The organism is Leeia aquatica (assembly GCF_012641365.1).
GTDB classification, from domain to species: Bacteria; Pseudomonadota; Gammaproteobacteria; order Burkholderiales; family Leeiaceae; genus Leeia; species Leeia aquatica.
The window spans coordinates 742,780-758,222 of the sequence record NZ_JABAIM010000001.1 but is presented as its reverse complement, the minus strand read 5'-3'; the positions used below and the strand labels follow the sequence as shown (position 1 = coordinate 758,222).

The following is a 15,443-nucleotide window of genomic DNA, read 5'->3' as shown; positions in this document are numbered from 1 at the left end:
CAAAACTCAGGCGGCCTGATTGGCTGGCTGGGCGCTATCCTTCTTGCGGGTGAAGTACAGCACCAGACCCAGTGCCAGCGACACCACATGCCAGCCGACATAGAAGGTGTAGACGCTGAAGAAGGCCGTATTGGCCTTGGTCGTTTGCACAGCTTCAGTGGCGCCAGAGGCTGCAATGACGGCTTCGGTGGCCACCACTGCGGAGGCCACGAGCAGGCTGGGGCTCAGGAAAGCGGTGACGATGATGTTGATGCCGATGGCGATTCCGGACAGCGTAGGGTGCTTGCGGAATGTGATGATGGCCACCACGCTGCACAGCATGGCAATCCACAGGCCAACGACCGGGATAAAGGTGGAGAGTGCGGCAAAAACCAGCGCCAGAATGGCAAGAGCTTGCATGATGATCCTTCCAGTGTTGATGAGGTTTTGTATAACAACAGCGGTACGGACAACTCCCTGCTGACCTGCCCAAATGTACTGGCGGGTCAGACGGTCGATATTGAACATTTGTTCTATTTTAAATGTCAACGGAAGAAATCGTAACGTTTCAGCGATTGCCACTGACACCGTATGCTGCTGTATTTAAAAGGAAGTTTGCTGCAGGTAAAATCGGGATAAGGGGCCGGGAGGCTACCCGGCCCGGAGGGCGTTTATTCCAGCCGCAGGCCGGTGATGTTGTCGAAGGTGGTGGTTTGCGGGTCCATCCTGTAGATGTCAAAGCCCACCGTCAGCTTCTGGCTCTCACGCAGCAGATTGACCAGCTTCTGCGGGTCTTGCAGGATAACCTGTTGCAGCGCTTCGCCGCGCCTGGCGCGCCAGCGGACGGGCTTGCGCTGGTCAAAGCGGAGCTGTACGGTGCAGCCGTCATCGCATAGAAAGCGGCCATCATCCACCTCCAGCATGGCTTGCAGCAGGTTGCCGGGGCCTCGGCGGATGCTCAGCGTGGTGCTTTTGCTGAACGGGGCTCCGGGGTAGGGCTGGCGTTTTGCGGTGAGCAGGGCGGTCATGGTATCCACACTGTCCCCCTGGCTGGCGGATTGCACATAGGTCCAGCGCGGGCCGCTGCCTTCACCGGCCGCTGCGCTGGCTACCCCATCGACACACGGGCCGACGACGGGGGCAACCTCCCCATCCTGTGATGTGATGTCATACGCGCACTGGGTGGCATCCGTGCCTTGCGCGGTGGAGGGGGCGCTGCCACAGGCCGCTACCAGCGGCCCTGGATCTTCAGTGGTATCGGCGGGTGCGACGGCGGCAATGGGCATGGAGGCCAACGGCTCCGGCGGCGGCGGAAACTCACCACATGCCGATACCTCGCTGGCCGGGGCAACAGGGGCCGAGGCCACCGGTACGGCGGCAACGGCAAGCTGTGCGCCAGAGGCCTCCTGCATGGCCGGGCGCTGCACATACCAGATCAGCGGCAGAGACAACACGCCCAGCACCAGCACCGTCAGCCCACCATACCACTGCCATTTGCTCACCCCGGCCCGTGCGGGCGAGGCGGCGGGCGGCAGGGCTGCGCCGCACTGCGGGCAGGTTTGCGCATGAGGGGGCAGGGGGTGCTGGCAAGCGGGGCAGGTTGAGGTTTTCACACAGGTTCCGGGGGCGGGTTACTGGGGGCTTGTGGCGGCCACAGCAGCGGCTCGGCCTCAAAGCGGGCGGTCAGGATGATATCGGGGTAGCTGCGTACTGTCATCACCATGCGGTGGCTGTGCTGCAGGCGCTGGATCAACTCACGGCTGCGGTCCAGCTTGAAAGTGTAGTGATGATAACTGCGCGGCGCCCATGGGATCGGGTCCGCATGCGCAGGCCACGGCTCCGCGGGCTGATCGTCAAACTGCAGTGTGACATCACAGCGGTGGCGCGGGCAGTAAAAGCTGCCTTTCTCCTGCCCCAGCGACACCTCCGGCGCACGGCGGCCCTGCTGGCGAATGGTCAGCCCGATCGGGTTCGGGCTGCGCCCCTGCGACGCCTCATACGCATTCACCACCTCGCGGCTATACAGCCAGGCCGTGGGGTTGCGCAGATCGCTGCCATACTGCCACTGCGCTGCACTACCGGCCAGCGCAGGCAGGGCCAGTAAGCATAATAGAGGGCCGTACAGAGGGCGGAAAGGCATGGCGGTCCGGAAGGGGTATGTCGATGGCATGGCAGTCTAAGCCAGCCACCGGCAAGGGGCAAGCCCGGGGCCCTGGCAAACGCGCCCGGGCGGTACCTTATGCGCGGGAGCGGGCCTGCACATGGCGGGCAAAGCAATCCAGAATCGCCTGCCAGCCCGCCTGCTGCTGCTCCAGCGGATAGACCGTCTCCGCCTCAAACGTCACCCGCACGGTGACACCCTGCTCACCGGCGACAAACTCCACCTGCGCCGAGCGCTCACCAAACGCATACTCAATCCGCTGCAACGGCACAATACGGGTGTAAGTACCGGCAAAATCAAAGCCCATGCTGCCATCCCGTGCCTCCATGCGGGAAGAAAACGCCCCGCCTTCGCGCAGGTCCACCGACGCCCGCGGCGTATGCCAATCGTCCGACGCCGCATTCCACTGCATGATGTCCTCCGGCGTGGTATACGCCCGCCAAACTTCAGCAACCGGGGCCTGGACGAGGGTTTCGACGGTAAGGGTAGTCATGGGGAAGCTCCGGGGAAAGGGGGGAACGCAAAAGTCGATACGGCTCAACCTGGTAATGGCAATACTGGTAATGGTCTGTCCGGAAACTTACTTTTATAAAATTCGCAAGCATCCATGGGGCAAAGAAACTCCACACGGACTCCGTTGCTCTGCAGTGCAGGCCACCAATCCAGCCACTTGCAATCTGCAGCTTGCCATACAGGGGGCTTCTCAGGGTGAGCGTGAGAGACTGCTGCGAACTTGCGATCCGGGGCATCAAACACCGGTAGCAAGTTTTTATCCGGGAATTCAGCGAATTCATCCTCGGCCAGCTCAGTTAGCTTGATCTGCTCCACTCGCTTTGGATTTCCAACGTGGCGTAACAGTTCTTTCAGAAAGACATCACCAACCCCTTTGGGAGGGTGTAGGCGCGTTTTGTTTTGATACTCTTTCAGAATGCGAAATCCATCGTCAATGACCGTTATGCCATTTTTTCCCATGGTCTGCAAGCGTTTAATACACTCGATGATACAATCTGGAGAAACATTCGCATGCTGTTCGTTGGCAACCAAAATGACATTGGTATCAATCACTGCGCGTATCATTGTGGAGCCTCTTTGGCAAGTTCCTTTTTTCGCTGCATTGCTGCTAAAGCACGACCTGAAATATCAGCCATTTCGTCACCAAAGAAGTTTTCAGGCCAGTTTTCTATTTCTCCAAACATATTCAGGCGTAGTGGCTCTAACTCCGCGGCGGCACCGGCTCGACGGCAGAAATAGACAGCTACATTTTCTGGTGCTATTGCACCTTCCGCAATGCGGCGTTGTAGGCGATTGAGAAAATGCTCGGAATGGCTTTCAACGATTAATTGCACATTGCGTGCCTTAGCGTTTTCGGAAACCTGCGTGGCGGATATAAAAACATCAGCAAGCTCGGCCTGTACCTGAGGGTGCAAATGAATTTCGGGTTGCTCCATCCAGATGGTTGTGTTTGGTGGACAGTAAAAGGCTTGGACTAGAGCGGGTAAAACCTGTGACACGCCGAAACCAACGTCGGTAATCTTTACTTCGCTGGCGGTAGCATGAGTTTTCACCACAACTTCGTATTCTTTACGCCCCTCCGCGACAGGCTTCACTTCAAAGCTTTCAATGATCCCTAGGTCTTTGAGCCATTGCGCAATAAAAGCGTCAAACCGCGACAGAGGTTTTTTAGCCCTACGGTTAAGCCTCCGGTTTTGCGCGCTGGCTGCCAGAATGGCGGCAACAGCAAATTCACCTTTTTGTCCAACACTTTCCGGTGTTTCACCAGACCATGAATAGATACGCTTTGGGTGCTCTCGCAGTGGCCCAAGGTAGTAAATGCTGTTCAGCGCTGCCTCAGTGCTTAACGCAAAATCTGACAGGAATTCTGCATTCTGGAAACGAGCGCGACTTTGATCAGAAATACGGTAAAACTTGTCTGGATCATCCAATGGCCAACCTCTGCCTGTGTTGCGTACAAATTTGTATTCACTGGATTTTATTGCGAGCCTTTCTTTATCGTCTCTGCCATATTTTACAGCAAGCTGGACTGAGCTATTAGCAAGAAGCTGATATGTTAGCTTATCCACTCGAGGTTGTTTTTTGTAATCAGCAGAGAGTGTCACTGAAATTTTTAATTCATCACCTGTAAATTTGTCATGGGTCAGAGGGTCCCGTGCTTCCAATTCCTTGCCTGGTATTTTCCAGCCTAGTTCAAACTCCAAGGTGTTTAGCAGGTCGTGGTTATGCAAGCACTCTTCAAATGTACCCAAATCAATCAGGGCATTATCATCTCCCAAATGGAGAGGTCGCTTTCGGTCTGCTGAGAGCGCAGTTTGCTTAAGGGCCAGCAATAAATGACCCAGACTACTTTTACCCGCACTATTAGCACCAAAAATCACTGTAAGTGGCGCCAGCCTGATGGGGCCAGTATCCTGCCATGCCTTGAAGTTTTTTATATGTAATGAGGTTAGCATCAGTGCAAGTCTCCTGTTTCAGCCCTGTCACATTCCATAGGTTTGTACATTAAAGTCATGCCGCCGCCCCCCTCAATCCAGATCCGCCGACACACTCACCGGTGCGCCGAGTACCCGCAGGGCGTCGGCGTGTTCGGGGGAGATGGGCCAGTCCGGGTAGCGGGTTTTGTCCGGGTTGTCGCTGCGTACCAGTAGCGAGCCATCGGGCTGGCGCAGCAGGCGTTTGATGAAGAATTCGCCCAGGTAGTCTATGGCGTGCAGGCGGCCATTGCGCAGGGTGGTGTCGGCGGTGTTGACGGTGACGCTGGCGCCATCCGGTATGGTGGGGGCCATGGAGTCGCCTTCGATCATGACGGTGACCAGCTTTTCGGCGCGCAGGCCTTTCTTGGCGCACCAGCTCTTGCGAAAGCGGTTGGAGGCGCCGTGCTGGTCGATCTCCCATTGCAGGCGGCCACTGCCGCCGGAGAGCTTCAGTGTCAGGCGCGGTACTTCCACCTCGTCGGCATCCAGCGGGTCGCTGTCTTCAAACGCGCGCACCGGGCGCGGGGCGGAGGCGATGTTGCCGCCCTCGGCCACCATCGGTTCCTGCCCGCCGGCCAGCCACTCCGGGCGCACGCCGCAGGCGGTGGCCAGCCCCACTACATGCGCGCTGCTGTCTTGCCCGCCGCGCTCGATGCGCGAGATGTTCGGCTGCGGCACGCCGGAGCGGTCGGCCAGCGCTTTCTGGGTGAGGCCTGCGTACTGGCGGGCGGCTTTCAGGCGGTCGGCAAAGGTGCTCATCGGGGCTCATCCATCATGGGTATAAAAACATCCCTTGGTGTATTTCAAGGGGTATGGTCTGCAGCACATCCGGGGCGGCAAGTCCAGCGCGATGCCCTGTTCTTCCGTACAGCAGACGACTGTTGCCAGCATATAGCGGTCGGTATTTTTTCGCAAACATCGCTTGATATATTCATGAATATATCTTAAGATATCGAAACCGTAACCGATCAGGAACCCCCGCCCATGAGCAAGAAAACCGATATCTGGATGCCGCTGTACGTGGGCGACTATCTGGCCGACACCACCCACCTCAGCACCGCCCAGCACGGCGCCTACCTGTTGTTGCTGATGGCCGCCTGGCGGCAGGGCGGGCGGCTGCCGCTGCAGGATAGCCAGCTTGCCGCCATCTGCCGCTACAGCGTGCGCAGCTGGCAGCGGGTGAAGCCGGTGCTGCTGCCTTTCTTCCGGCAAGAGGGCGATAGCCTGGTGCAGCCGCGCCTGTTGGCGGAGTGGGAACGCGCCGAGGCCATTGCCGAGAAGAACCGGCAGAATGGACGCAAAGGCGGCCGCCCGCGCAAGCAGCCGCTGGCCGTGGATAGCCTGCTGGCACGGCTGGCCGCGCTGCCGGATCAGGCAAACCCAGCGCTGAACCCAGACGAAACACCGTCACCGTCACAGACACACTCACCCTGGGGGGACAGCGCTCCGTGGACCCCGCTCACCCGGACGGCGTAAACCATGCACGACCACCACCAGCCCGAATTCCGCCAACTGCTCACCGCGGTTTACGACTTCTACAACAAACCGCTCAGCCGGTTTGCCCACGCCATCTGGAGCGAAGCCATGCGACCTTACGACTACCCGGCAGTACGCGAAGCCTTCAGCCGCCACTGCACCAATCCGGATGGCGGCCAGTGGCTGCCGAAACCGGCAGACATCGTGCGCCTGCTGCAAGGCGGCAGCAAGGACGCCGCCCAGATTGCCTGGGCCAAGGTCGACCGCGCGCTGCGCTCTGTCGGCACCCACCGCAGCGTGGTGTTTGACGACCCGCTGATCCACCTCTGCATTGCCGACCTCGGCGGCTGGACCCGGCTCGGCCAAGTGAGCGAACAAGACTGGCCCTACCTCGCCAACCGCTTTGAAACCCTCTACCGCGGCTACCGGCTGCGCGCCGAGCCCCCCGCCTGGCTGCCGCTGCTGCAAGGGCTATCCGACAGCCACAACCGCCAGCACGGCTACGCGGGAGACGACCCACTGGCGATTGGCGACGCCCACCGCGCCCAGCGCGTCTACCACGACGGCCAAAACAGCCCGCCGCTGCTACCGCTCAGCCGCATCACCCTGCGGCTGCCCGACACCCGCTAAGCACCGCACGCACCGCCCGGCAGGCGCAGCGCGCCCGCCCCGATGCACCCGACCGTGACCGCACGGCCGGCCAGCCCCCCTGCGCCCAAAGGAAAGCCCATGCACACCCCGTTCCGCGACGTTGACCACGCCCTCAAATTCGCCTTCGCCATCCGCGAATACCGCATCGAGCCGCGCAACATGCTCTCCCGCCTCGTCGTCACCGAACACGGCGCCGAGCTGCTGCCTGCCGGGCCCGCCACCCTCACCGCGTGGGACTGGCACGCCCAGAGCGCCCTCATCCTCGCCCGCGTGGGCCAGCTGGAGCGCCCGCTGCTCGCCTACTGCCTCGCCTTCTACTCCTGGGGCGCCGAGCGCGTGGTCGCCTTCGCCGAGCTGGAACAGCTGATGATGGAACGCTGCGGCATCACCGACCGCATCGTCGTCGAAGGGCTGGTGCGCCGCCACGTCAACCGCTTCCGCGGCCTCAAAGCCCCCACCCCCTACAGCATCCACAAACGCAGCGGCACCTCCCGCCGCGCCATCGACTACCTGGCCGAACTCATCCGCACCGAACTGGAACACCTCGAAACCACCCTTGAAACCCAGCTGCATGATTATTGGAAGGAAACGGGTCTGGTGGGGTAGGGGGGTATCTAGAGAGTGGCTTTTTAATACAACGCAGGCTGGTGTGTGTGCCGCTTGCCCTTTCGTTCAACGCATAGCGCGCTGGAGGACGTTAGAATGGCGGATCCATTATCCTAGAATGTAGAGATGCCAAAGGATCCATTATCCTGCAATGTAGAGATGCCAAAGAAGCGCATGTTCCATGTGATCAGAGATTGGTATCGGATACCTTGGTCCATCCACTCGGTTACTCGGCGCGATGAGGCCGAATGGCTTGCGCAGAACGAAACCAGACGTCTTTACCGGTTTTCCAGAGTAGAGCGCTGCCTGCTGTTTGCAGGAGAGCGTCCAATGCAATTTTTGGCTTGCCTGGTAGGGCTATGCACTGCATTGATGTTCTCGGTGGCGTTTCTTCCCAAGGCGTGGTTCGTGCCGCTCTGGTACGGCTGGAAGTTGGAGGGGCTAGTACAGCACTTCACCACCGTATGGAGCATTCAGGCGACGCTTTCGGCGCTGGTCTACCCAATCGTGATTTCCTTTGTTGCCGTTGTCTTGCAGCGCCGAGCTGCAGCAGAGGTCTCCATGCAGTTATACCTGCTGGACTCTGGAGCGTTGGTGGCGGGCCTGTCTTCACTGGGGTTGGTCTTGGTGATGGCAATCCAGTATCTGGAGGTTATTAACTGGGGTGTGGCCCGGCTGCATGGCTGGCTGGTGATTGATACTACTTGGTTTGTGCTGAATGTTGCACTGACGATCTATTTTCTTTTCAAGACAGTAGAGTTTCTCAGACCAGTTGTTCAGAAGATGGTTGTTCAGCGTTATGCTATCGGCATGGCTTTGCCACGGGATGTTGCGCGCCTTAGCGCTTCTCAGGTGCTGGCTCGGGCGATAGAGAGGGGGTGGCTCTCAGTTCCTTCTTATGAGGGCAGTTCAGCTGCAACTGGGCCGCATCTGTTATTGAGTACGTTGTATCGTGAAGGAGCACTTCAGCAAGAGATTAGCCTGCACAGGCCAGCTCGGCTGATTGATGTACGGATCTGGCTGCTAAAGTGGGTTGTCGAATCCTGGCATCGCAACGCACGAAAGCGGCCACCGGCTGACAAAGCAGAGCGTGTGGGCGTGCACAAGCCACAGCCACTACTCAGTTTACCGCTCGTGCCGGGAACGGTGTACGAAAGCAAGCTGGGCCTTGCCTATGTGGAGAACGGCCCAGCATTAACGGCATGGCAGCACTGGCTGCTGCGCACTGCCGTTGTACTTCAACCTGAGTATCGTGGGCGGACTGGCATCCGAACTCAGGCGATCATTGAAGATGTGGCCGCTGAAGCACGAAACATGGTGGATAAAGCCGATCGGGCCGGTTTTGAACGAGCGTATGGTGAACTGGTTGACTTACATAGATTGCTGCTGGCAGCCAGTCTGGACAAAACGAAAACCGGGGAGCAAGGCAGCTGGGCGTTGCTCCCCGATATTGAAGGCATCTTTGAGCGCGCGCTGCATGTGAAGTGGGGCAATGTTTATCGAGGCCTCTTTGAGGCCGCCGTGGAGGGCATGAGCAAAGATGCAGACCCGTTAGAGCGCTTATGCTACCTGCTGCTGCATCTTGATTGTGATGCGTTGCGTGTTTCACCCATTGAGCTCCGTGAGCACCTGCTGCAATTACCACTGATGATGTTTTTTCGCTTGGGCCACTGGTGGGTCGACAGGGTTGAAGAGCAAGGTGACATGGACCATAGCCATGCCAAGGGTGTGGCATTACGCCCACCATTTAGCCGTACCTATGACAAAGTGCTTGCTACCTTTGTGGCAGGATGGGAACGCGCAACGCCTATCCGCTATGCCAAGTATCAAAAGAAGGCCATGCCGAGCTGGGCTGTTTGTTCAACGGAAGCGCGGCTAATAACCAAGCATATCGACCATACGGCTCTGATGCTGCTTGCGGCAGTGTCGCGTGGTGACCGAGCCGCCGCCGAATGGCTGGCTGATGTGTTGTGCAAGTGGAGCGGGAATTTAGGCTTTCACTATGAGCTCTACCCGCTTTATGGCAAGACGGCATTCATCACCATTGAAGATCTCAAGCTGGCGTGGCCAGACTTTTGCATGAGGTTTGGGGTAGACGCGAACTTTGACTTGCAATATGACACCTTCCTGATTGCTCTTCGGAACTACTGGACGGATATACGCCTGCTGAGCATCGAGTTGATGCTTGACTGGGTGTGGTCCACACCTGCGGAGGCAGACAGCCCTTCACTGGCGTTCGAGATCACCGCGGGGCTTTTGACTGGAAAGCAGTGGAAGAGCGGGGGGCAACAGGTGGGCACGCTCGACGACTTGTCCCCACCAGAATACCTGCTTGCCAAAGCACGCCAGTTTGCGGCATCCGGATCATGGCGCGAGGGTTATATAGCAAGGCTGGACGGGTTTGTTGCATCCGTAAAGGACATGGAACGCCCCAATATGATCAGCTCGCGGGTGTATTCCTTTTCCGGGGCAGATGATGTGGAGTCTCTGCAAGAGTCGCAATTGGCACTGATGGCGGTGCTGGCAACAGAGGGCTGGAGCGTGCCTGATGCACTGCAGCGGCAGATGGAGGTATGGCTTGACCCTCGTCTTGAGCTTTACCCTTGTCTTGAAGTTCTGCGTGGTCGTCTGAAACACTGGATTGACCGACTAGACATGCAGCCTGAGTTGCCGGTGGCACACATTGGCTGGTTGAAGGGGTGCGTCAGACCTGGAATTAAAGCACAAACTGCGATTGACCATGTGAAGGCAGGGCTGACCGAAGCAAAGCAGGTATTGGAGCGCCTGCGCACAGAGGTTTTGGTGGCTCAGCCGATTGATGAGGAGCGGCTCCTCTTGCTTGCAGGGCAGGCCTCATCAAGTGGATTTAGCAAGGAGAGCGGATATTTTCCTGTGCACCTGTTCAGGGTCGGACATACGGTTGAGCCGCTGGAAGATTTCACGATCAACTTCACTCAACGGCGGCGTGGTGAATTCACGGTGATGCAAATGGAGCAGCCGGTTTCCAATGAGGGGGAATATTTTGCTGAGGTCATGGCGCAGGAGGTGGCTCGCGTTGTACTGAACGATATCTTGCGGCAATCGAACCTCAAGCACATTACCGCTCAAGATGCTGATACCTATTGGAGAGTGCTGAAGGAAGAAGCCAGACATATTACGGAGCGGGGGGAGAAACCCATCCTGCTGCTAGGTGACGCAACCAGCCCTGATTGGGTGTGGGACTGGCAACATGCTGATTTTGTTGACACTTACAAGCGACCCGACGATCTTCGCGTAAGACGCCGCGATGGAGCAGGCGACGAGTACCAATGCAGTTTTAATGACATTGATGTCTATGTTGCCCCGATTCCAAATGGGCAATCCCTGCTGATGTCCAGTGAGGCTTTCCATGAATTGACATTTACGGACTATGGCGAGGGGCGGTATGTCTATGCTGAGGTGGTTGGGTCAGACACTTCCAAGAGCTTGGTTAACCTCAAGCTGACCTTCTCGCGACGGGCAGAAGCCAAGGAGACTCGAGGGGTCAGGATCACTTATGCCTAATGGGTTGGTCCCGGCAGATAAATTAAGCAAAGGTTGAAATGATTCAACAACACGAGGTGATGCCCCTCCTGCTGCAAGCCTGCCCCAGCTTTGCACCGCTGTGGGAGGCGCATCTGCGGGAGTATGAGGGGGAGGTGCTGTTTTACATCGTAATGGGAGAGTTGGCCCACCACCTGCTTGAGTTGCAGCAATCGGGAGAGGCGGCGTGCTTTGCTGCACTGGGCGTGGCCATTGAGCGGCTGCATGTCGAGGGTGATGCCTGGGTGCAAGAGCTGGTAACCATCGGGTTGCTGGAAGGCATCCAGAATGTCTGGGGAAATACCGGTGTAGACCCGGCCCAATTCGAGCCTTACCTTGGGCCGGAGAGTCAGCGGGCGTGGCACGCCCTGAATGCCTTCTGGTCCGGTCAGGCTGTGACTGTGGCGGTTGAGGGCTAAGAGGAGGCGATCTGATGCTTGGTCCTGTGCAAGTGGTCGCGGTTCAGACCCCTTTTCCAGCAGATGTACTGCTGGATATTGAAAGGCTCTCTTTTTCAAGCGATGGGCTCGTTATCCATGTGCTATCCCCTCACTGGGAAGTGAATGTTACATTCCATGAGTATTATGGGTTTCGCGTGCTGGATGAGTTGGACTTAACCGCCTTTTGGAGTGAGTGCTCCCTGAAGCAGGGCTGGTTGTTCGAAGTACATGCGAATGGCTGGAAGGCGCTGGAGTCGCTGCGGCCCGATTTCTATTCCAGGCATTTAGGCTGCGTAAGAGAGTTCCTGCTGATTAGTCGGCATGAGTGTGTGTCCATATTGGCAGATAAGGAACCTGTGATCACTGCCATTGAGGCGACACCTTCCCTGGACCATGATGAAAGCTCAACCTTGCCATGATGCAGCAGGACGCAGCCACCATCAGCCCTTGCGCTGCCGGTGCCTGCGCCCTGCCTGCCCGTATCACGGGGTAGCGGTGTGCCAGGCGTTGTTGACGCCGTTGCCGGTCTGGTCGCCCGGTTTCTGGTCCTTGATCCAGTAGTACAGCGGGTGGCCTTTGTAGGCCCATTGCTTGCTGCCGTCGTCGCGGGTGATGATGCTGTAGTCGCCTTCCGTCATGGCGTCGGCGGCGGCCATCAGCGGTGGCCAGTTGGCGGCGCAGGGGCCGTTGCAGGCGCTTTTGCCGCTGCCTGCGGCATCTTTGTCAAAGGTGTACAGCGTCATGCCGTTGGGGCCGGTGAGCATGCCATTGGTGACGTGGGCCGGGGCGGCGGCCCAAGCTGCGGTAGCACTCATCAGGCTGAGGGTGGTGATCAGGATACGGCGGTTCATGGGGGTACTCCTGTCGGGGCGGTGGGGTGTTTGTATTGTTGGTCAGCCTGCGGGGGGCTTCCAGTTTTTCCGCTGGACGGTTGCTTGCGGCGAGGGGATGGCTGGCTGTGCCGTGGGCGGTTACCATGGCGGCTACGGACCCGCGCGTCCCCCTCCCTGATTCTTGAGAAAGCGTGAACATGATGCTTCGTATCCTGGCTGCCGTGCTGCTGGCGTTGACCCTGGCTGCGTGCAATCCGCTGGAGAGCCTGTCCGATGGGCTGAGGAACTCTGAAGCAGTGGCCACTGAGCTGGAGCAGTCGTTGGGGGTGAAGTCCTTTGTCGTTTTCAATATCCACAATGGCACGCTGACCTCGGTCACGGTGACGTTTGAGAGCGTGCCGGCCCATGCCACGCTGCCGGAGATCGCCGCCAAAACCCGTAGCGCCGTGCTCAAGGCCTTCAAGCAGACACCGGGATCGGTGCTGATCTCCTTCAAAGCCTGAGCAAGCGGCAGCCTGAGACAAGCCCGCCATCGGCCCGGTGGCTTGCGGGCGGGCGATCCGCGCCGCCTGGCTGGATGGGCAGGTGCGGCGGTAGGGCTCGCCGTTAGCGCTGTGCTTCTGCGTTGCCGCGCAGTTGGTGCACGGCCTGAATGACGGCCTCGCCAACGGCAAGCGGGGCGCCCCAGTAGTCAAAGATGCCACCGCGCGCGGTGTTTTGCCCGCACACCACCATCACGCCGGTGCCGACACGGGCTTTAAGGTGGCTGGCCAGCCAGCCGACAAAGCCTGAATTGTCGAGGCCGGGTGGGAAGTGGAAGCTGAACAGAATGAACGCTTCCGGATCATCTGCGCCCTCTTGGCAGGGTATCAGGGCGCTCCATACCGCATCATCCCGCACAAAAGCCAGCGCGTGCTCCAGCGCATGCAGAGGGAAGGCTGAGACTGGGGTTTCCATGAAAGTATAGGCCCCCTCATGAACCACCAGCTCGGCTTGCGCCAGTACCTGGCACAGGCGGGCGTGGGTAGCTTCAGGGGTTTCCTGGCTGATGTACATGCTGGGGCTCCGGGATCGTGGCTGGCAGGACGGCCAGGTCGTGACAGCCATGCTACCTTGTGTGGTGCTCATGTTGTCAGGGCGGATCTGGCAGGCCTCCGGACGTATTCCGCCGCGTCAGAGGGGCGCTGTTCAGCCGTCCTCGCCTACCACTGCCCGATACGCCCGCAGCAGCACCGTGCGTTCTTCCGGGCTGAGCAGGGCGTCGGGGGCGGCGATGCCGTAGAGGGCGTTTTGCAGGGTGTCGGCAGCGGCGTGCCATTGCGGGTGCAGGCATTCGTCGCCGTCTTCGTCCAGCACCAAGGCGGCTGCGCCTTCCAGTTCACAGGCGCGCTTGCGCAGTTCGTCATACAGCACGGAACTGGCGTTGCCCACCGGGGAGCGCGGGTTGAGGCCACCCATGGCGATCACGCCGTGGTGGTCCTGCCCCAGATGCTGGGATTCCGGGTTCATCCGTGTCAGCCAGCGGTCAAATACGCGGTTGTAGAGCTGATGGGCGGTCGGGTCTTGTGCCTCAGCCAGCGCCATCTTCTGGGCGGGGGTGAGCAGGCGAATGCCATTGAGAAAATCCACCACGGCGTCGCCCTGATGCTCAAATAGGCAAGATAGCGGCAGGGCTTCCAGCACCTGTACCGCCGTGGCGCGGGTGTAGCGGGCGTAGGCCAAGGGCTGGTCGGATGCTGACTGTAGCACCTGCACCCGCCACAGCCGCCCCGGCCAGCGGGTGAGCAGGGTACGCTCCAGCGTGTGGTCTACCACGATATACGGCGGCTGGTCCACGCCGCTGCCGATCTGCGCGCCCACTACGGCGGCGGACATCGGATCGTCCCGGTCTGCACCGACATACACGTAGCCGATCAAGGGCGTGTTGTCCATGCTAGCGCCCTTGCCCCACCACCACGTCAAAGCTGCGCTGTTGTTTGCCCAGTGTCACCGTCATCCGCACGCTTTGCGGGCTGAGGGTGGCATCGTTGTCTGTGGTGAGTGTGGTGGGGGTGGCGGGGGACAGGGCTTCGATGCGCACGGTAATGCCGCGCCCGGTGTACTCCCCCAGCAAGGAACCTTGTGCTGGAGGGGTGCGGGCGGTCAGCGGGTGCAGCTTGCCATTCACGCTGATCAGATAGGGGCTGAACTGGGGCAGGGTGGCGCAATCCTGAATGAAGACCCGCATCGCATGCGGGCTGTTGGCCTGCTCCATGCAGGAGGCACGCATGAATTCCAAGTCGGCAAACGTGCTGGCACAGAACTGGGTGCGCTTGCTGCGCTCCAGTGCCGATACCGGCGCATACAGGCCGGGCGAGAGGCACTCATGGCGCTGGCCGACATCGGTCAGCACCAGCTCGGCATGGGCGGTGGTCGAGAGGAGCAGCAGCGCCAGAGTAGCGCGGGCGCATAGGGTCAGTCTGGAGGTCGACATGGGATTTCCGCGTTTGAAGCAGACATCATAGCCGAGGACGCCGGGCAGAGCACCCCAGCGACGCGTGGCCGCCGGAGGAGCGATCGGCTGTTCAATCGGGCTGGCTGTTGAAGGTGGCTTCGATTGTCTGCCAGTGCTCGCCCAGCCGCTTGCTGGCCAGCGCCACCTGCGCCTCGGGAATCTGCGACAGATCATTGACCGTGGGGTCGATGCGGGTCTGCCCCTCGCCGTAGCACAGGTAAGCCATCACATCACTGTCGCCCCAGAAGAAGGGGTAGACCAGCGCAAAATCATCCGGCAGGATGGCCGTAGCACAGCGGTAGTTCCCCAGGTCTACCAGCATGGCCAGCATCGGCAACAGCTCCAGATAGTTCTCGCTGAACAGGGTGATGCCAAACGTCCACGTCAAGGTGTCGACGTGGTAGCGGGAGAACGCAGCCGCCGACGGCTCATCCAGCCAGGCTTGCACGTAGTCCCGATAGCAGCGGGCGCGTGTGGCCGTAAGCGCATCCTGCGTCAACGCCATCTTGCCGGACATCTCCCGGCTCTGCCACCACGCCTGCCACATCGCATCCAGCACCGGCTGTGACGGCTCGGCCTCCATGAAGTGCTCGAACTGCATCGGCATGAAGCTGGCTTTGACAAACAGGGAACGGGGTTCAGACATGGCGGGCCTCTTGAGTATGCCGGGAGGTACATTGAGCGAACGCACAGGCTAACGTGGCTAGCTTAATGAATGCCAAAGGCATGGTTGATTGCTGGGGTGTTTCTGTG

Annotated in this window: 19 protein-coding genes; 7 read left to right on the top strand and 12 right to left on the bottom strand. The window is 59.4% G+C overall.

Annotated elements, in window-relative coordinates:
• Positions 1-6: 6 nt before the first annotated feature.
• The 7 genes from HF682_RS03820 to HF682_RS03790 all read right to left on the bottom strand — a co-directional run bounded on the left by HF682_RS03820 (position 7) and on the right by HF682_RS03790 (position 5,388).
• Positions 7-399 (bottom strand): hypothetical protein, encoded by a 393-nt coding sequence (locus HF682_RS03820; RefSeq protein WP_168875903.1) that lies wholly within the window; start codon positions 397-399, stop codon positions 7-9.
• A 251-nt stretch (positions 400-650) separates the two neighbouring features.
• Positions 651-1,592 carry a zinc-ribbon domain-containing protein gene (locus HF682_RS03815; RefSeq protein WP_168875902.1) on the bottom strand — a complete coding sequence of 314 codons (942 nt, stop codon included), beginning with the start codon at positions 1,590-1,592 and terminating at the stop codon, positions 651-653.
• Complete coding sequence (locus HF682_RS03810) at positions 1,589-2,119, bottom strand: hypothetical protein (RefSeq protein WP_168875901.1); 531 nt, start codon at positions 2,117-2,119, stop codon at positions 1,589-1,591. The genes HF682_RS03815 and HF682_RS03810 overlap by 4 nt, the downstream gene beginning before the upstream one ends.
• 97 nt (positions 2,120-2,216) lie before the next feature.
• Positions 2,217-2,633: an SRPBCC family protein gene (locus HF682_RS03805; protein WP_168875900.1), complete on the bottom strand. Its 417-nt coding sequence runs from the start codon at positions 2,631-2,633 to the stop codon at positions 2,217-2,219.
• Positions 2,634-2,677: 44 nt separating this feature from the next.
• Entirely contained in the window at positions 2,678-3,205 is a 528-nt protein-coding gene (locus HF682_RS03800; protein WP_205881893.1) for a hypothetical protein, read from the bottom strand.
• Positions 3,206-3,213: 8 nt separating this feature from the next.
• Positions 3,214-4,608, bottom strand: a complete 1,395-nt coding sequence (locus tag HF682_RS03795) for a DUF3696 domain-containing protein (RefSeq protein WP_168875898.1) — start codon at positions 4,606-4,608, stop codon at positions 3,214-3,216.
• Between the two features lie 72 nt (positions 4,609-4,680).
• Positions 4,681-5,388, bottom strand: coding sequence for an XRE family transcriptional regulator (locus HF682_RS03790; RefSeq protein WP_168875897.1), 708 nt, complete (start codon positions 5,386-5,388; stop codon positions 4,681-4,683).
• 225 nt (positions 5,389-5,613) lie between these two features.
• On the opposite strand from HF682_RS03790, the gene HF682_RS03785 reads away from it, so the two are divergent.
• The 6 genes from HF682_RS03785 (at position 5,614) to HF682_RS03760 (ending at position 11,782) form a co-directional block, all read left to right on the top strand.
• On the top strand, positions 5,614-6,105 hold the full coding sequence (locus tag HF682_RS03785) for a YdaU family protein (RefSeq protein ID WP_168875896.1): 492 nt from the start codon (positions 5,614-5,616) through the stop codon (positions 6,103-6,105).
• Between the two features lie 3 nt (positions 6,106-6,108).
• Positions 6,109-6,735 carry a DUF6475 domain-containing protein gene (locus tag HF682_RS03780; RefSeq protein ID WP_168875895.1) on the top strand — a complete coding sequence of 209 codons (627 nt, stop codon included), beginning with the start codon at positions 6,109-6,111 and terminating at the stop codon, positions 6,733-6,735.
• Positions 6,736-6,834: 99 nt separating this feature from the next.
• Positions 6,835-7,362, top strand: a complete 528-nt coding sequence (locus HF682_RS03775) for a hypothetical protein (RefSeq protein ID WP_168875894.1) — start codon at positions 6,835-6,837, stop codon at positions 7,360-7,362.
• Between the two features lie 159 nt (positions 7,363-7,521).
• Positions 7,522-10,905 (top strand): hypothetical protein, encoded by a 3,384-nt coding sequence (locus HF682_RS03770; protein ID WP_168875893.1) that lies wholly within the window; start codon positions 7,522-7,524, stop codon positions 10,903-10,905.
• 38 nt (positions 10,906-10,943) lie between these two features.
• Positions 10,944-11,342, top strand: a complete 399-nt coding sequence (locus HF682_RS03765) for a DUF7674 family protein (protein ID WP_168875892.1) — start codon at positions 10,944-10,946, stop codon at positions 11,340-11,342.
• Positions 11,343-11,356: 14 nt separating this feature from the next.
• A complete protein-coding gene (locus tag HF682_RS03760; protein ID WP_168875891.1) occupies positions 11,357-11,782 on the top strand; it encodes a hypothetical protein in 426 nt (141 codons plus the stop codon).
• 63 nt (positions 11,783-11,845) lie between these two features.
• Here the strand turns inward: HF682_RS03760 and HF682_RS03755 are convergent, their stop codons facing one another.
• On the bottom strand, positions 11,846-12,214 hold the full coding sequence (locus HF682_RS03755; protein ID WP_168875890.1) for a COG4315 family predicted lipoprotein: 369 nt from the start codon (positions 12,212-12,214) through the stop codon (positions 11,846-11,848).
• A 179-nt stretch (positions 12,215-12,393) separates the two neighbouring features.
• Between HF682_RS03755 and HF682_RS03750 the strand changes: the two genes are divergently transcribed.
• Positions 12,394-12,699: a hypothetical protein gene (locus HF682_RS03750; protein ID WP_168875889.1), complete on the top strand. Its 306-nt coding sequence runs from the start codon at positions 12,394-12,396 to the stop codon at positions 12,697-12,699.
• 103 nt (positions 12,700-12,802) lie between these two features.
• On the opposite strand, the gene HF682_RS03745 is transcribed toward HF682_RS03750, so the two are convergent.
• The 4 genes from HF682_RS03745 to HF682_RS03730 all read right to left on the bottom strand — a co-directional run bounded on the left by HF682_RS03745 (position 12,803) and on the right by HF682_RS03730 (position 15,336).
• Positions 12,803-13,252: a DUF6196 family protein gene (locus HF682_RS03745; protein ID WP_168875888.1), complete on the bottom strand. Its 450-nt coding sequence runs from the start codon at positions 13,250-13,252 to the stop codon at positions 12,803-12,805.
• A 132-nt stretch (positions 13,253-13,384) separates the two neighbouring features.
• Complete coding sequence (locus HF682_RS03740; protein ID WP_168875887.1) at positions 13,385-14,128, bottom strand: hypothetical protein; 744 nt, start codon at positions 14,126-14,128, stop codon at positions 13,385-13,387.
• 1 nt (position 14,129) lies between these two features.
• Positions 14,130-14,669, bottom strand: coding sequence for a hypothetical protein (locus HF682_RS03735; protein ID WP_168875886.1), 540 nt, complete (start codon positions 14,667-14,669; stop codon positions 14,130-14,132).
• Between the two features lie 91 nt (positions 14,670-14,760).
• On the bottom strand, positions 14,761-15,336 hold the full coding sequence (locus HF682_RS03730) for a hypothetical protein (protein ID WP_168875885.1): 576 nt from the start codon (positions 15,334-15,336) through the stop codon (positions 14,761-14,763).
• Positions 15,337-15,443 lie beyond the last annotated feature (107 nt).

Bases quoted from the DNA above. Each gene is read 5' to 3' on its own strand.
- HF682_RS03820 (WP_168875903.1), bottom strand. From the start codon at position 399: ATGCAAGCTCTTGCCATTCTGGCGCTGGTTTTTGCCGCACTCTCCACC.
- HF682_RS03810 (WP_168875901.1), bottom strand. From the start codon at position 2,119: ATGCCTTTCCGCCCTCTGTACGGCCCTCTATTATGCTTACTGGCCCTG.
- HF682_RS03805 (WP_168875900.1), bottom strand. From the start codon at position 2,633: ATGACTACCCTTACCGTCGAAACCCTCGTCCAGGCCCCGGTTGCTGAA.
- HF682_RS03795 (WP_168875898.1), bottom strand. From the start codon at position 4,608: ATGCTAACCTCATTACATATAAAAAACTTCAAGGCATGGCAGGATACT.
- HF682_RS03790 (WP_168875897.1), bottom strand. From the start codon at position 5,388: ATGAGCACCTTTGCCGACCGCCTGAAAGCCGCCCGCCAGTACGCAGGC.
- HF682_RS03785 (WP_168875896.1), top strand. From the start codon at position 5,614: ATGAGCAAGAAAACCGATATCTGGATGCCGCTGTACGTGGGCGACTAT.
- HF682_RS03780 (WP_168875895.1), top strand. From the start codon at position 6,109: ATGCACGACCACCACCAGCCCGAATTCCGCCAACTGCTCACCGCGGTT.
- HF682_RS03775 (WP_168875894.1), top strand. From the start codon at position 6,835: ATGCACACCCCGTTCCGCGACGTTGACCACGCCCTCAAATTCGCCTTC.
- HF682_RS03770 (WP_168875893.1), top strand. From the start codon at position 7,522: ATGCCAAAGAAGCGCATGTTCCATGTGATCAGAGATTGGTATCGGATA.
- HF682_RS03765 (WP_168875892.1), top strand. From the start codon at position 10,944: ATGATTCAACAACACGAGGTGATGCCCCTCCTGCTGCAAGCCTGCCCC.
- HF682_RS03760 (WP_168875891.1), top strand. From the start codon at position 11,357: ATGCTTGGTCCTGTGCAAGTGGTCGCGGTTCAGACCCCTTTTCCAGCA.
- HF682_RS03755 (WP_168875890.1), bottom strand. From the start codon at position 12,214: ATGAACCGCCGTATCCTGATCACCACCCTCAGCCTGATGAGTGCTACC.
- HF682_RS03750 (WP_168875889.1), top strand. From the start codon at position 12,394: ATGATGCTTCGTATCCTGGCTGCCGTGCTGCTGGCGTTGACCCTGGCT.
- HF682_RS03745 (WP_168875888.1), bottom strand. From the start codon at position 13,252: ATGTACATCAGCCAGGAAACCCCTGAAGCTACCCACGCCCGCCTGTGC.
- HF682_RS03740 (WP_168875887.1), bottom strand. From the start codon at position 14,128: ATGGACAACACGCCCTTGATCGGCTACGTGTATGTCGGTGCAGACCGG.
- HF682_RS03735 (WP_168875886.1), bottom strand. From the start codon at position 14,669: ATGTCGACCTCCAGACTGACCCTATGCGCCCGCGCTACTCTGGCGCTG.
- HF682_RS03730 (WP_168875885.1), bottom strand. From the start codon at position 15,336: ATGTCTGAACCCCGTTCCCTGTTTGTCAAAGCCAGCTTCATGCCGATG.